At 52.0% G+C, this 13,763-nt stretch carries 14 protein-coding genes; 8 read left to right on the top strand and 6 right to left on the bottom strand.

Features of this window, described 5'->3' with window-relative positions:
• Positions 1-122 precede the first annotated feature (122 nt).
• Positions 123-1,319 (top strand): glycine C-acetyltransferase, encoded by a 1,197-nt coding sequence (kbl, locus tag ACLJXE_RS04200; RefSeq protein WP_061066827.1) that lies wholly within the window; start codon positions 123-125, stop codon positions 1,317-1,319.
• 9 nt (positions 1,320-1,328) lie between these two features.
• On the top strand, positions 1,329-2,354 hold the full coding sequence (gene tdh, locus ACLJXE_RS04195; RefSeq protein WP_410750168.1) for an L-threonine 3-dehydrogenase: 1,026 nt from the start codon (positions 1,329-1,331) through the stop codon (positions 2,352-2,354).
• 67 nt (positions 2,355-2,421) lie between these two features.
• Here tdh and rfaY read toward each other — a convergent pair whose 3' ends face one another.
• Positions 2,422-3,108 (bottom strand): lipopolysaccharide core heptose(II) kinase RfaY, encoded by a 687-nt coding sequence (rfaY, locus tag ACLJXE_RS04190; protein ID WP_286629985.1) that lies wholly within the window; start codon positions 3,106-3,108, stop codon positions 2,422-2,424.
• Between the two features lie 246 nt (positions 3,109-3,354).
• Here rfaY and ACLJXE_RS04185 point away from each other — a divergent pair, with 246 nt between their 5' ends.
• Positions 3,355-4,389: a glycosyltransferase gene (locus ACLJXE_RS04185; protein WP_410750167.1), complete on the top strand. Its 1,035-nt coding sequence runs from the start codon at positions 3,355-3,357 to the stop codon at positions 4,387-4,389.
• Here ACLJXE_RS04185 and ACLJXE_RS04180 read toward each other — a convergent pair.
• Genes ACLJXE_RS04180 through gpmM form a run of 3 tightly spaced genes read right to left on the bottom strand, consistent with a single transcriptional unit; the run spans position 4,376 to position 8,188 of the window.
• A complete protein-coding gene (locus ACLJXE_RS04180) occupies positions 4,376-5,347 on the bottom strand; it encodes a divergent polysaccharide deacetylase family protein (RefSeq protein ID WP_410750166.1) in 972 nt (323 codons plus the stop codon). The genes ACLJXE_RS04185 and ACLJXE_RS04180 overlap by 14 nt on opposite strands.
• Positions 5,348-5,350: 3 nt before the next feature.
• On the bottom strand, positions 5,351-6,610 hold the full coding sequence (envC, locus tag ACLJXE_RS04175; RefSeq protein ID WP_410750255.1) for a murein hydrolase activator EnvC: 1,260 nt from the start codon (positions 6,608-6,610) through the stop codon (positions 5,351-5,353).
• 33 nt (positions 6,611-6,643) lie between these two features.
• Entirely contained in the window at positions 6,644-8,188 is a 1,545-nt protein-coding gene (gpmM, locus tag ACLJXE_RS04170; protein WP_410750165.1) for a 2,3-bisphosphoglycerate-independent phosphoglycerate mutase, read from the bottom strand.
• A gap of 247 nt (positions 8,189-8,435) precedes the next feature.
• Between gpmM and ACLJXE_RS04165 the strand changes: the two genes are divergently transcribed.
• The 5 genes from ACLJXE_RS04165 to cysE all read left to right on the top strand — a co-directional run bounded on the left by ACLJXE_RS04165 (position 8,436) and on the right by cysE (position 11,697).
• Positions 8,436-8,867: a rhodanese-like domain-containing protein gene (locus ACLJXE_RS04165; protein ID WP_286629981.1), complete on the top strand. Its 432-nt coding sequence runs from the start codon at positions 8,436-8,438 to the stop codon at positions 8,865-8,867.
• Between the two features lie 145 nt (positions 8,868-9,012).
• The gene (gene grxC, locus ACLJXE_RS04160; RefSeq protein ID WP_003024152.1) at positions 9,013-9,264 is read left to right on the top strand and encodes a glutaredoxin 3; all 252 of its coding nucleotides are present in this window, start codon (positions 9,013-9,015) and stop codon (positions 9,262-9,264) included.
• 46 nt (positions 9,265-9,310) lie between these two features.
• Positions 9,311-9,778, top strand: a complete 468-nt coding sequence (secB, locus tag ACLJXE_RS04155) for a protein-export chaperone SecB (RefSeq protein WP_003024155.1) — start codon at positions 9,311-9,313, stop codon at positions 9,776-9,778.
• Positions 9,778-10,797 carry an NAD(P)H-dependent glycerol-3-phosphate dehydrogenase gene (gene gpsA / locus ACLJXE_RS04150; protein WP_410750164.1) on the top strand — a complete coding sequence of 340 codons (1,020 nt, stop codon included), beginning with the start codon at positions 9,778-9,780 and terminating at the stop codon, positions 10,795-10,797. Before secB ends, gpsA begins: the two co-directional genes overlap by 1 nt.
• Positions 10,798-10,875: 78 nt before the next feature.
• Positions 10,876-11,697, top strand: coding sequence for a serine O-acetyltransferase (cysE, locus tag ACLJXE_RS04145; RefSeq protein ID WP_003024160.1), 822 nt, complete (start codon positions 10,876-10,878; stop codon positions 11,695-11,697).
• A gap of 181 nt (positions 11,698-11,878) precedes the next feature.
• Here cysE and trmL read toward each other — a convergent pair whose 3' ends face one another.
• Both trmL and ACLJXE_RS04135 read right to left on the bottom strand, forming a co-directional pair.
• The gene (gene trmL / locus ACLJXE_RS04140) at positions 11,879-12,352 is read right to left on the bottom strand and encodes a tRNA (uridine(34)/cytosine(34)/5-carboxymethylaminomethyluridine(34)-2'-O)-methyltransferase TrmL (protein ID WP_286629978.1); all 474 of its coding nucleotides are present in this window, start codon (positions 12,350-12,352) and stop codon (positions 11,879-11,881) included.
• A 46-nt stretch (positions 12,353-12,398) separates the two neighbouring features.
• Positions 12,399-13,739: an MFS transporter gene (locus ACLJXE_RS04135; protein WP_410750163.1), complete on the bottom strand. Its 1,341-nt coding sequence runs from the start codon at positions 13,737-13,739 to the stop codon at positions 12,399-12,401.
• Positions 13,740-13,763: the final 24 nt, after the last annotated feature.

Raw genomic sequence — 13,763 nt, 5'->3', positions numbered from 1 at the left:
GAAAGGTTATGTGGGTACACGTGATTTATGCTGCATTTTAGATAAGTCATGATGAGTCATCTCGTACAAACCAATAGCATTGGGTAATATATGCTGAAATTTGCCCAGTCTGGAGAATTGCAATGCGTGGGAATTTTTATAAGCAGTTAACGAACGATCTGGAAACCGCACGCGCGGAAGGGTTGTTTAAAGAAGAGCGCATTATTACGTCTGCTCAGCAGGCGGATATCACCGTGGCTGACGGAAGTCACGTTATTAACTTTTGTGCGAACAACTACTTAGGGCTGGCTAATCACCCGGAACTGATTGCAGCGGCAAAAGCGGGTATGGATTCTCACGGATTTGGTATGGCCTCGGTGCGCTTTATTTGTGGCACTCAGGACACCCATAAGCAACTGGAGCAAAAACTGGCTGCGTTCCTGGGTATGGAAGATGCCATTCTTTACTCTTCTTGCTTTGACGCCAACGGCGGCCTGTTCGAAACGCTGCTGGGAGCAGAAGATGCCATCATCTCTGATGCCCTGAACCACGCCTCTATTATCGATGGTGTGCGCCTGTGCAAAGCGAAGCGTTTCCGCTACGCCAACAACGATATGCAGGAGCTGGAAGCGCGTCTGAAAGAAGCGCGTGAAGCAGGAGCCCGTCACGTATTGATCGCCACCGATGGTGTGTTCTCTATGGATGGCGTTATCGCTAACCTGAAAGGCGTATGCGATCTGGCAGATAAATATGATGCGCTGGTGATGGTTGATGATTCCCACGCAGTAGGCTTTGTTGGTGAGAACGGGCGCGGCTCTCATGAGTATTGCGACGTGATGGGCCGTGTGGACATCATCACCGGTACGCTGGGCAAAGCACTCGGCGGCGCATCTGGTGGTTACACTGCGGCACGTAAAGAGGTTGTTGAATGGTTGCGTCAACGTTCTCGTCCGTACCTGTTCTCCAACTCACTGGCTCCGGCAATTGTTGCTGCGTCCATTAAGGTGCTGGAGATGGTTGAGGCGGGTAGCGACCTGCGCGATCGTCTGTGGGCGAATGCGCGTCAATTCCGTGAGCAAATGTCCGCAGCAGGCTTCACGCTGGCAGGGGCCGATCACGCGATTATTCCGGTAATGCTGGGTGATGCGGTTGTTGCGCAGGCGTTTGCCCGCGAGCTGCAAAAAGAGGGGATTTACGTTACTGGATTCTTTTATCCAGTGGTTCCAAAAGGCCAGGCGCGTATTCGTACCCAGATGTCTGCGGCACATACCCCTGAGCAGATTACGCGTGCAGTCGACGCGTTCACACGCATTGGTAAACAACTGGGCGTAATTGCCTGAGGATGTGAAATGAAAGCGTTATCCAAACTGAAAGCGGAAGAAGGCATTTGGATGACCGACGTTCCTGAACCGGAAGTAGGTCATAACGATTTGCTGATTAAAATCCGTAAAACAGCCATCTGCGGGACTGACGTTCACATTTATAACTGGGATGAGTGGTCGCAAAAAACCATCCCGGTTCCAATGGTTGTAGGGCATGAATATGTCGGTGAAGTTGTTGGCATCGGCCAGGAAGTTAAAGGCTTCAAAATCGGCGATCGCGTTTCTGGTGAAGGCCATATTACTTGCGGACATTGCCGTAACTGCCGCGGTGGCCGTACTCACCTGTGCCGCAATACGACCGGTGTCGGCGTAAACCGTCCAGGCTGTTTTGCTCAATACCTGGTGATCCCGGCGTTTAACGCCTTTAAAATCCCGGACAACATCTCCGATGATTTAGCGTCCATATTCGATCCATTCGGTAACGCGGTACACACGGCGCTGTCATTTGATTTGGTTGGCGAAGATGTGCTGGTTTCCGGTGCGGGTCCGATAGGCATTATGGCTGCCGCGGTAGCGAAGCACGTTGGTGCACGCCACGTAGTGATTACCGATGTTAATGAGTACCGTCTGGAACTGGCGCGTAAAATGGGCATTACCCGCGCAGTCAACGTCTCGAAAGAGAACTTGACCGACGTGATGGCCGAACTGGGGATGACCGAAGGGTTCGATGTGGGGCTGGAAATGTCTGGGGCGCCGCCAGCGTTTCGTACCATGCTGGACACCATGAACCACGGTGGCCGTATTGCCATGCTGGGGATACCGCCATCAGACATGTCGATAGACTGGACGAAAGTTATCTTTAAGGGGCTGTTTATTAAAGGTATCTATGGTCGCGAAATGTTTGAAACCTGGTACAAGATGGCTGCACTGATCCAGTCCGGTCTTGATCTGTCGCCGATCATCACCCATCGGTTCTCAATTGATGAGTTCCAGCAGGGCTTTGATGCCATGCGTTCAGGCCAGTCCGGGAAAGTGCTCCTGAGCTGGGATTGAATGCGCAGCGTGCATTCAGTGTTAATTATGGCCAGATATCGCTATCTGGCCGTATAAACCATACATTTTATTTTCCGCGGATCTTCCTGGATAACGATCTTATATTTTCTTTAAGCAGGATGAGTTTATAAATTAACCCTCTGCCTTTAACGTTAATATTATATTTTCGTTGTAATGCCAGAATGTCATTTGCCTGACAGACCTTCATATTTCCCTTACAGGACAGGTCAATAATCCTTAACTTGCCCGTTGGTGTGCGAATGAAATTCCCTGGGTGAACATCATTTGATGCCAGTCCGGCCTTGTGGAGTTGCAGCACGCATTGCTTTACCTCGTCAGCATTCTTCTGGTTAATTTCCTTTAAAGGAACACCTTCAATATATTCATGAATAGTATAAACATCATGACACAGGCGAAAGCGTGTTTTCTCAGCAGCATAGTAGAGATCGGCTGTACAGATGCGCATTTCCGGCGGGAGCCTGTCCAATTTCCGGATCAGCCGGGAATAGAAAGGACCGGAGGTAAAGTTCTGTAATTTTTTCTCAAATCGTGGATCAACTTCACGGTCGTTTTTGATGATATATTTTTGTGAGTTGTACTCGACCAGCTCCACGCTGCGCAATGCGTTACCACTGCTCAGCGGTTTGCCACTGATTTCTTTTTTGATGTATTTATTCATCAGTGACTTAAGGTCATTTCTGGTCTCTTTGCAATAGACCGTATAACCTTTTTCGTGTGTCTTACTGATGGCCATCTTTCCCCTCAATATCAGCCTATAGAGTACGTTAATTCATAGGGACAGAGTATACAGGTTGTGTACCCCGATATGTAGACGATCTGAGCTATCAGCAACCTGCTGAACGCAGGCGTAGCAGGGCATCTTTCTCAAACCGGATGCTTTCGCTGCAGCGCTCTGCCCATAAATACGTTCTAACCTTAATAATTCCTTAATGAAACTGTAGTAAAAGTCATCAGCGTAATGACAAACCTGGGTTAGCTGATGAGAAACTGCACAAATATGTTGAGTGTTATTATTCCGTTGTATAACGCGGGTGATAGTTTTCGGGATTGCATGGAATCTTTGATCGCACAGACATGGAATGCGCTGGAGATCATCATTGTGAATGATGGTTCAACGGATAACTCTGTTGATATTGCACAACACTATGCGGACAACTATCCCCACGTACGGTTGTTGCATCAGGCGAACGCAGGGGCATCCGTAGCGCGTAATCGTGGCCTGGAAGCGGCCAAAGGGGATTATGTTGCATTTGTCGATGCCGATGACCTGGTTTATCCCAATATGTACGAAACCCTGATGACCATGGCAATTCAGGATGACCTGGATTTAGCACAGTGTAATTCCGACTGGTGCATTCTTGAAACGGGACACACCTGGCAATCAATACCGACGGATCGTCTTCGGTCTACGGGGGTGTTGACCGGCCCTGACTGGTTACGTATGGCGTTGGCTTCACGCCGCTGGACACATGTGGTCTGGATGGGAATTTATCGCCGGGATGTTATTGAGAGAAATAAAATAACATTTATTCCGGGGTTACATCACCAGGATATTGTCTGGACGACGGAGTTTATGTTTAACGCTGTACGTGTACGATATACCGAGCAATCTTTATATAAATACTTCTTACATGATCAATCAATCAGCCGTCTTAAACGACAAGGTTTAAAAAATCTCAACTACCAGCGGCACTATATTAAAATTACGCGGTTATTGGATAGGTTGAATCGTGAATATGCCGATCGGATTACTATTTATCCGGAATTTCATCAGCAAGTCACCTATGAAGCATTGCGCGTATGCCATGCAGTCCGTAAAGAACAGGATGTGCATATTCGTCAGCGTATGATCGCAGAGATTTTTGTCTCTGGTATGTATAAGCGTATGATAACTAACGTACGCAGTGCCAAAGTATTGTACCAGGCACTGCTATGGTCATTCCGTCTATGGAAATGGCGCGATAAAACATCATCGCCTTCGCGTATTGCCCGAAAAGCACTTAATCTACGTTAGCGTTCATTGTGCTGGGTGAAGATGTGTTCCCCCAGCCCTGCCACTGCAGTTTCATATACTGAACCAGCGTACTTTGAGTGATGCTTTCCCCCAGCACGCTAAAGAATCGGTTGGCGTAAACCGGCTCCAGAGGTTGCTTCGGTTTGCACAATTTCACCCCACGGAAAGGATTACGGGGCGCATCTGGCGTACCGTTTCTCGGTGGGGTGAGGTTAGGTCTGGAGGTATCGATCTGCGGCTCATTAAGCAGGCTGCTCGGACGAACCAGCGTAATATCGGCTGGCAGGCTATACAGCATCTGCTGCAACACGCGTACCGTAGAAGGGTGAGGGTGCCCGATGGCAATCGCTGACCCGTTACGGCGAGCAAGATCGACTGCACGATTAAACTGACGGCGAATATCCGCTTCGTTTTGCGTGTCGTCCAGGAAGACTTTGCGTTTAATGACCTTCACACCGGTTCCTGACGCTGCGCGCATTGCCTGACTGTTGCCGATGGTCATGCTGTCGAGGAAGTAGAGATCGTAGCGTTCCAGCGCTTGCATCACCTTCTGCATGCCGAACAGGCTGGACGTCATCGCACTACCCATATGGTTGTTCAGTCCCACTGCATACGGTACTTTGCTTACCGCGTCGCGAATAATCCGTTCAATTTCTTCGCTGCTCATCTCCGGGCGTAACGTGTCTTTCTCCAGCGGTTGCTTGCTCAGCGGTGCCATCGGCAGGTGGATCAACACCTCATGCCCACTGTTATGCGCTTTAGTCGCCATTTCACGTGCATGCGGCGCATTTGGCAGTACGGCAACGGAGACAGTGGAAGGCATTGCCAGCACCTGGTTTTCCGTTTGCGGACGATAACCGAAATCATCAATGACGATAGCAAGTTTGCCGGCGAAAACAGGTGTTGCGAATGCCAGCAGGCTGGCGAGTGAGAGCAAAGTACGACGAAAATGAGGCAAAACTTATCTTCCCAACCACGGTTGTGGATTGACCGCCTGACCCTGGCGACGAATTTCGAAATAGAGCGCTGGCCTGCCCTGACCACCGCTGCTACCCACAAGTGCAATAGGCTGCCCAGCGCGAACCTGCGTACCCACGCTGACCAATGCGCTTTGGTTGTAACCGTACAGGCTCATATCGCCTTTACCGTGTTCAACCACGACGACCAGTCCATAACCCTGCAACCAGTCTGCCAGAATGACGCGACCATCGGCGATGGCTTTGACTTCGGTACCTTCGGAGGCACCAATAACCATCCCTTTCCAACGTAGTTCACCTTGCAACTGTTCGCCATAGCGATGCAGCGTTGGACCACGAACAGGCCAGAATGCCTGACCACGTGGTGAGCCCAACCCGCCGGTACGAGACATCAGTGATTTCTCGCTTTCAGTTGGCTTATAGGTCGAGCCTTTGCGTGATGCTTCCTGCTGCTTATCACGCACAGCCTGCGCCTCACGTGCTTCACGCTCCGCGCGGGCTTTCGCGGCGGCTTCGGCTCGCGCAATACTGTTGCGCAGACGGGATTCGTTGGCTCGCATCTCGCCTAACTGCTGCTGGCCCTGCTGAATGGATGATTCCAGGCCCGCGAGCGTTTTTTGGCGTTCATTACGCGCCTGCTCGAGTTTTGCCTGCTGAGCACGCTGTTCGTACAGCAGTGTCTGCTGTTCGCTTTGCTTATCTTCCAGCTCGGCTTTCTGCGAATCGACCTCTTCGCGAGTTTGTTTCAGCTGTGCGATAGTCTCCTGGCGCGCCTGGTTCAGATAGCCGAAATAGGCCTGCAGGCGTTGTCCGCGCTGAGTCTCTTCACCGCTGAGGATCAACTGAATACCGGTATGTTCACCCTGGCGAAACGCAGCATCTAACTGGGCTGCCAGACTGCGCTCTTGCGCTGCCCGCTGCTTTTCCAGCTTCGCAATAGAAGCGTTCATCCCGGCGATTTGTGCATTCAGCTGTGCCAGGGAGTTTTGCGTTTCGCGTAGCTGTCGTGCAGCCGCGGCAATGGCTTGTTCCTGAGCTTTAAGCTGAGCAAGGAGGGTGGCGCGTTGTTGTTGTTGTTGGCGTACCGCGCGTTCTTTTGCCGCGATATCGGCCTGAATTGATTTGAGCTGATCGCGTTCGTCCGCGTGGGCGGAAAAGGCGCACAGCAATACGCCAGCGCTAAGCGCGCTGGCGTAGAACAAGGGCCTGACTGAAAGCTTCGGCAGTTTCACGGCCCATGTGATGGTATTAATCGCCTTTCCCCTCATGGGGAGGGATTATTCCACGATGAACAGCGGCTTACCAGTCATCTCTTGCGGGATTTCCATACCCATCAGCGTCAGCATTGTTGGGGCGATATCAGAAAGTTTACCGCCTTCGACTGCTTTGACGTTTTTGCCACCCACATAAATCAGTGGAACCGGCAGGTTGGTATGCGCGGTATGTGCCTGACCGGTAGACGGATCACGCATCTGCTCAGCGTTACCGTGGTCTGCGGTGATCAGCAGTTGGCCGCCAACGGATTCAACAGCTTTAGCCACTTGCTCAACGCAGTGATCCAGCGCTTCAACCGCTTTAACTGCCGCTTCCATCACCCCGGTATGGCCAACCATGTCGCCGTTCGGGTAGTTACAGATGATGGTATCGTATTTACCGCTCTCAATCGCAGCCACCAGCTTCTCAGTCAGTTCTGCAGAGCTCATTTCTGGCTGCAGGTCGTAGGTGGCGACTTTTGGCGAGTTGATCAGAATGCGCTCTTCGCCTTTGAACGGTTCTTCTACACCGCCATTAAAGAAGAAGGTCACGTGCGCGTATTTTTCTGTTTCAGAAATACGCAGCTGGGTTTTGTCATGCTTCGCCATCCACTCACCAAGCGTGTTAGCCAGAGACGCTGGTGGGTAAGCTACTGCGGTTTTGATGTCAGCTGCGTATTCAGTCAGCATCACAAAGTTGAGGTTAACGACTTTTTTACGTGCGAAGCCATCAAAATCCGCGTTTACAAACGCACGGGTAATTTCACGCGCACGGTCAGCACGGAAGTTCATGAAAATCAGCGTATCGCCGTCTTCCATTGCGGCATCTGCCTGGCCTTCAGCGCGGATCACGGTCGCTTTTACGAATTCGTCGTTTTCGTCGCGAGCATAGGCAGCCTGCAGACCCGCTACTGCGGTATCGGCCTGGAATTCACCTTGTGCCAGCGTCATCAGGTCATAAGCCTGCTCAACGCGATCCCAACGGTTGTCGCGGTCCATGGCGTAGTAACGACCGATGATGGACGCTACACGGCCTTTACCCAGTGCCGCAAATTTCTCTTCGAATTTTTGCAGTGAGTGTTCAGCACTGCGCGGCGGCGTATCACGGCCATCAAGGAAGGCGTGCAGATAGATTTTTTCTGCGCCGCGCTCAGCTGCCAGTTCAACCATCGCCATGATGTGATCTTCGTGGCTGTGTACGCCACCGGCAGACAGCAGGCCCATGATGTGTACCGCTTTGCCGGCATTTTTTGCCTGGTCAACTGCGGCGGTCAGCACCGGGTTAGCGAAGAAAGTACGTTCTTTAATTTCCACATCCAGACGGGTCAGATCCTGATACACGATACGGCCCGCGCCCAGGTTAACGTGACCCACTTCGGAGTTGCCCATCTGACGATCGGGCAAGCCGACTTCCAGGCCAGACGCATCAATCAGGGTATGCGGACGTTTTGCCCACAGAGCATCCATTACCGGGGTTTTGGCATTAAAGATGGCGTTATCCTGGCTGTCTTCGCGATAGCCATAGCCATCCAGAATTACCAGTACCATAGGTTTTTTAGAAACCGACATTGCGACAACCTCACACTCAATAGACAAAATAATTGCGTAATTTTACTACAGCTGAATCGATAAAATAGCCCCAGAAGATCAAATAATCGACCAGAGCGGTTCGGGTGGGGGGGCGATTTGTGTTTTTTTTTCCGTAGCGCCCCGCAAAAATGCAATCCAATGCATGCTCTGGCTGTATTTGCGCCAACGCGCAGGTATACTCCTTTCCTGGTTTTTTTAATCACTGAGTCGGGAGTTGTTACCCCCCATGCAAGAAATCATGCAATTTGTTAGCCGCCACCCTGTCTTGAGTATCGCCTGGATTGCGTTACTGGCGGCGGTATTGTTTACCACGTTTAAAAGCCTGACCTCAAAAGTGAAGGTGATTACACGCGGCGAAGCGACACGTCTAATCAATAAAGAAGATGCGGTGATTGTGGATTTACGCCAGCGCGACGACTTCCGCAAAGGTCATATCGCAGGCTCCACGAACCTGCTGCCGAGCGAAATCAAAGCCAACAATTTTGGCGAGCTGGAAAAACACAAAAGTAAGCCTGTTATTGTGGTTGATGGCTCCGGTATGCAATGCCAGGAATCTGCAACTGTGCTGATTAAAGCCGGTTTCGAGCAGGTCTCTGTACTGAAAGATGGTGTAGCAGGCTGGAGTGGTGAAAACCTGCCACTGGTGCGCGGCAAGTAATTTACCCGCCGTTTTTCATGTTGCGTGGGTGTTGGCTGCTATTATTCATCCCAATCACTTACTGATGTAAGCTCCTGGGATTCATAATGTTGCCAGCCTGGCTGCAACATGAAACCCATAGGGTAAAAAAGACTGGAGAAAAGTTATGGCCAACATCGAGATCTACACCAAAGCAACCTGTCCGTTTTGCCATCGCGCAAAAGCACTGTTGAACAGCAAGGGTGTGAGTTTCCAGGAACTCCCGATTGACGGTGATGCCGTGAAGCGCGAAGAGATGATCAAGCGCAGTGGCCGTACAACGGTTCCGCAGATTTTTATTGATGCACAGCACATTGGTGGTTGTGACGACTTGTATGCGTTGGATGCGCGTGGTGGACTGGATCCCCTGCTGCGTTAAGGCGTACCGAAGTATTTAAAGGACAACACTAAAGGGTTTTCTAAACATGTCAGAACAAAATAACACTGAAATGGCTTTCCAGATCCAACGTATTTATACCAAGGATGTGTCTTTCGAAGCGCCAAATGCACCGCATGTTTTCCAGAAAGATTGGCAGCCAGAGGTTAAACTGGATCTTGATACCGCATCTACCCAACTGGCAGATGATGTGTATGAAGTGGTATTGCGTGTCACCGTAACGGCTTCTCTGGGCGAAGAAACTGCATTCCTGTGCGAAGTTCAGCAGGGCGGTATTTTCTCCATCAGTGGTATTGAAGGGACTCAGATGGCGCATTGCCTGGGGGCATACTGCCCGAACATTCTGTTCCCGTATGCCCGCGAATGCATCACCAGCCTGGTTTCACGCGGTACGTTCCCGCAACTGAACCTTGCGCCGGTCAACTTTGATGCGCTGTTCATGAACTATTTACAGCAGCAGGCTGGCGAAGGTACTGAAGAACATCAGGATGCCTGATGAACCAAAGTAATGTTTCAATGACTGTGATTGGTGCCGGCTCGTACGGCACCGCTCTTGCCATTACCCTGGCAAGAAACGGCCACCAGGTTGTCCTGTGGGGCCACGATCCAAAACATATCGCGACCCTTGAGCACGATCGCTGCAACGTTGCGTTCCTACCTGATGTGCCATTTCCCGAAACGCTGCGCCTGGAAAGTGATTTAGCCACTGCGCTGGCTGCCAGCCGTAATATTCTGGTGGTGGTGCCGAGCCATGTCTTTGGCGAAGTGCTGCGTAACATCAAACCGCTGATGCGTGCTGATGCGCGTCTGGTTTGGGCGACAAAAGGACTGGAAGCAGAAACGGGACGTCTGTTACAGGATGTCGCGCGTGAAGCGCTGGGGGATGAAATTCCGCTGGCCGTTATCTCCGGTCCAACATTTGCTAAAGAACTGGCGGCGGGCATGCCTACGGCGATTTCGCTGGCCTCAACGGACGATACCTTTGCTGATGACCTTCAGCAGTTACTGCACTGCGGCAAAAGCTTCCGCGTCTACAGCAACCCGGATTTTATTGGTGTGCAGCTTGGTGGCGCGGTGAAAAACGTGATTGCGATTGGCGCAGGGATGTCTGACGGTATCGGCTTTGGTGCAAACGCACGTACGGCATTGATCACCCGGGGGCTTACCGAAATGTCGCGGCTTGGTGCGGCACTGGGCGCTGATCCTGCCACCTTTATGGGGATGGCAGGTTTAGGCGATCTGGTGCTGACCTGTACCGACAACCAGTCGCGTAACCGTCGTTTTGGCATGATGCTCGGTCAGGGTATGGATGTGCAGGGCGCGCAGGACAAGATTGGTCAGGTAGTTGAAGGCTACCGTAATACAAAAGAAGTTCGTGAATTGGCGCACCGTTTTGGTGTCGAAATGCCAATAACCGAGGAAATTTATCAAGTATTGTATTGCGGAAAAAACGCGCGCGAGGCAGCATTGACATTATTAGGTCGTGCACGCAAGGACGAGCTGAGTCGCCACTAGCTGCAAGGAAACTGTTGAATATAACGACCCGACCCGCGAAGAACGGGTCGGTCGTTTTGCTACCTTCTGGAGTACGCAATGCCGTGTGAAGAACTGGATATTGTCTGGAAAAATATTAAAGCGGAAGCCCGGGCACTGGCGGAATGTGAGCCAATGCTGGCCAGTTTTTACCACGCAACGCTGCTCAAGCATGAAAACCTCGGCAGTGCGCTGAGCTATATGCTGGCGAACAAACTCGCTTCTCCGATCATGCCCGCCATTGCGATTCGCGAAGTTGTGGAAGAGGCTTATGCGGCCGATCCTGAAATGATTGCCTCGGCGGCCTGTGATATCCAGGCTGTGCGCACGCGTGACCCGGCAGTCGATAAATATTCCACCCCACTTCTGTACCTGAAAGGCTTCCATGCGCTGCAGGCCTATCGCATCGGCCACTGGCTATGGCATCAGGGGCGTCAGGCATTAGCGATCTTCCTGCAAAATCAGGTCTCTGTTACCTTCCAGGTGGACATCCATCCGGCGGCAAAAATTGGTCGCGGTATTATGCTCGACCACGCTACAGGCATTGTCGTGGGTGAGACTGCGGTCATTGAAAACGACGTATCTATTCTGCAATCCGTCACGCTTGGCGGGACCGGTAAAGCAGGCGGCGACCGTCATCCGAAAATTCGTGAAGGCGTGATGATTGGCGCTGGCGCGAAAATCCTTGGCAATATCGAGGTTGGACGCGGCGCGAAGATTGGTGCAGGCTCTGTCGTTCTCCAGCCTGTACCGCCGCACACTACCGCCGCAGGCGTTCCGGCGCGTATTGTCGGCAAGCCCGACAGTGATAAACCGTCCATGGATATGGATCAGCATTTCAACGGGATACATCATACTTTTGAGTATGGTGACGGCATCTGATTTCGGGCTATCTTACTTGCCATATTGAACCAGGACTGTGCTCATCATCCTCACGTACTGCGTGTACGCGCAGGTAGACAAGCGCAGTCCGTGTCCAATCTGGCTGCGCCAATAACGCCCGAAATGAATTTCATCAAATTAATGTAGGTCGGATAAGGCATCAGCCGCCATCCGACTAAAATCAACTACGTAATACCGCGCCAGGATACCCCAACTGGCGCCAGGCCTCATACACCACCACCGACACTGCATTTGACAGGTTCATGCTGCGGCTGTCCGGCATCATCGGAATACGAATTTTTTGTCCGGCAGGCAAGGCATCAAGAATGCTGGCTGGAAGACCGCGTGTTTCCGGGCCAAACATCAGGTAATCCCCATCCTGATAGCTTACCGCACTGTGTGCAGGCGTACCTTTGGTCGTCAGGGCGAACAGACGCTGTGGATTTTCTGCGGCAACAAAAGCGGTGTAATCAGGGTGGCGTAGCACGGCGGTAAATTCGTGGTAATCCAGCCCCGCGCGACGCAGGCGCTTGTCATCCCAGGTAAAGCCCATTGGCTCAATGATATGCAGACGAAAACCGGTATTGGCGCAAAGGCGAATGATATTACCGGTGTTTGGCGGGATTTCTGGTTCAAATAATACGATGTTAAGCATACTGCCCCCTTAATAGCGGGGGGCAGAATAGCAGAAATAAGGGGGACTATGCGACGGTCAGAGACTGCGGTTTATAGCGTTGCAGCTTATAAACCGTCGCGGCAGCGGCGACCAGCGCTGGAAGGCTGAGGAACATCAAGATGCTGTCGGCCTGCCATTGCAGGGAGAGCAGTTGGGCGCTCATCATGGTGCCGGCCACGCCACCAAAGCGGCCCACGCCCTGCATCCAGGCAATGCCGGTTGCGCGGCAATGCGTGGGATAAAACGTGGCAGCCAGCGTCTGTAGCCCGGACTGCGCGCCGTTCATGGTAATTCCCATCAGGAAGATCAGGGCGCCGAACAGAACGATGTTGTTATGCTCAAAGCCGAGTGCGAGGGCAAACAGCATCGTCAGCATAAAGCCAAGTGAAACCACTTTGTGTGCTTCCCAGCGATCCATCAACCAGCCGGCCAGCAGGATCCCTGCCGTGCCGCCGAAGGTGAATAGCGATGTTAGCCAGGCGGACTCTGCCAGCGGGTAGCCCATTCCCAGCATCAGCGTTGGCATCCAACTGAGCAGTACGTAATAGATTACCAGCCCCATAAAGTAGGTCATCCACAGCATCAGCGTGCCCGGTAACCAGGGCATACTGAATAGCTGCGCTACGCTGCCTTTTTTGACCGCCACCCGATCTTCTTCCAGGTAAAACTGGGTGACCTGCGCCAGGCTCCCCGACATAAAGCGTTGGGCAATGCGTTTGATGTGTGCGATTTCTTTGCCACGGTGAACCAAATACTTCACCGATTCAGGCAGAAACAGTACCAATAACACGGTGAGTGCCAGCGGGGCGATTGCGCCAGCCAGCAGTACGCTGTGCCAGCCGTAACTGGGGATGAGCCAGGAGGAGATAACTCCGCCACCTGCCGCACCAAGAGGGAAGCCGCAGTACATGGTGTTGATCGCCATTGAACGGCAGCGTTTAGGGGCAAATTCTGAGACCAGTGTGATGGCGTTTGGCATTGCTGCACCGAGTCCAAGGCCGGTGAGGAACCGCCAGAACGTTAACATATTTAGCGTCTCTGCATACGCTGTACCCAGACTGGCGAGTCCAAAAAACAGGCAGGAAAAGACCAGTACGCGCTTACGTCCCATACGATCGGAAATTGGCCCGGCCAGCAGTGCGCCAAATGAGAGTCCCAATAGCGCGGCACTCAATACAGGTCCAAGATCTTGTTTCTTGATACCCCAGTCGGCAGAGAGCGTGGGGGCAATGTAGCCCATTGCCGCCGTATCGAAGCCGTCAATGGCTAAAACCAGAAAGCCCAGGACAATAATGACCCAGTGAAACCGTGAAAAACGACTGTCATCTATCGCCTGCTGGATATTCACTTTGCCGGAATAAACCATGTCACCCTCGCCCGTTATGATGGT

The organism is Citrobacter sp. U14242 (genome assembly GCF_046555775.1).
In the GTDB taxonomy this organism is placed as follows: domain Bacteria; phylum Pseudomonadota; class Gammaproteobacteria; order Enterobacterales; family Enterobacteriaceae; genus Citrobacter.
The sequence above is the reverse complement of the archived record's forward strand: the minus strand, read 5'-3'. Positions and strand labels throughout refer to the sequence as shown.

What these genes read in the sequence shown, in the direction of transcription:
- kbl (WP_061066827.1), top strand. Translation starts at nt 123, where the DNA reads ATGCGTGGGAATTTTTATAAGCAGTTAACGAACGATCTGGAAACCGCA.
- tdh (WP_410750168.1), top strand. Translation starts at nt 1,329, where the DNA reads ATGAAAGCGTTATCCAAACTGAAAGCGGAAGAAGGCATTTGGATGACC.
- rfaY (WP_286629985.1), bottom strand. Translation starts at nt 3,108, where the DNA reads ATGGCCATCAGTAAGACACACGAAAAAGGTTATACGGTCTATTGCAAA.
- ACLJXE_RS04185 (WP_410750167.1), top strand. Translation starts at nt 3,355, where the DNA reads ATGAGAAACTGCACAAATATGTTGAGTGTTATTATTCCGTTGTATAAC.
- gpmM (WP_410750165.1), bottom strand. Translation starts at nt 8,188, where the DNA reads ATGTCGGTTTCTAAAAAACCTATGGTACTGGTAATTCTGGATGGCTAT.
- ACLJXE_RS04165 (WP_286629981.1), top strand. Translation starts at nt 8,436, where the DNA reads ATGCAAGAAATCATGCAATTTGTTAGCCGCCACCCTGTCTTGAGTATC.
- grxC (WP_003024152.1), top strand. Translation starts at nt 9,013, where the DNA reads ATGGCCAACATCGAGATCTACACCAAAGCAACCTGTCCGTTTTGCCAT.
- secB (WP_003024155.1), top strand. Translation starts at nt 9,311, where the DNA reads ATGTCAGAACAAAATAACACTGAAATGGCTTTCCAGATCCAACGTATT.
- gpsA (WP_410750164.1), top strand. Translation starts at nt 9,778, where the DNA reads ATGAACCAAAGTAATGTTTCAATGACTGTGATTGGTGCCGGCTCGTAC.
- cysE (WP_003024160.1), top strand. Translation starts at nt 10,876, where the DNA reads ATGCCGTGTGAAGAACTGGATATTGTCTGGAAAAATATTAAAGCGGAA.
- trmL (WP_286629978.1), bottom strand. Translation starts at nt 12,352, where the DNA reads ATGCTTAACATCGTATTATTTGAACCAGAAATCCCGCCAAACACCGGT.
- ACLJXE_RS04135 (WP_410750163.1), bottom strand. Translation starts at nt 13,739, where the DNA reads ATGGTTTATTCCGGCAAAGTGAATATCCAGCAGGCGATAGATGACAGT.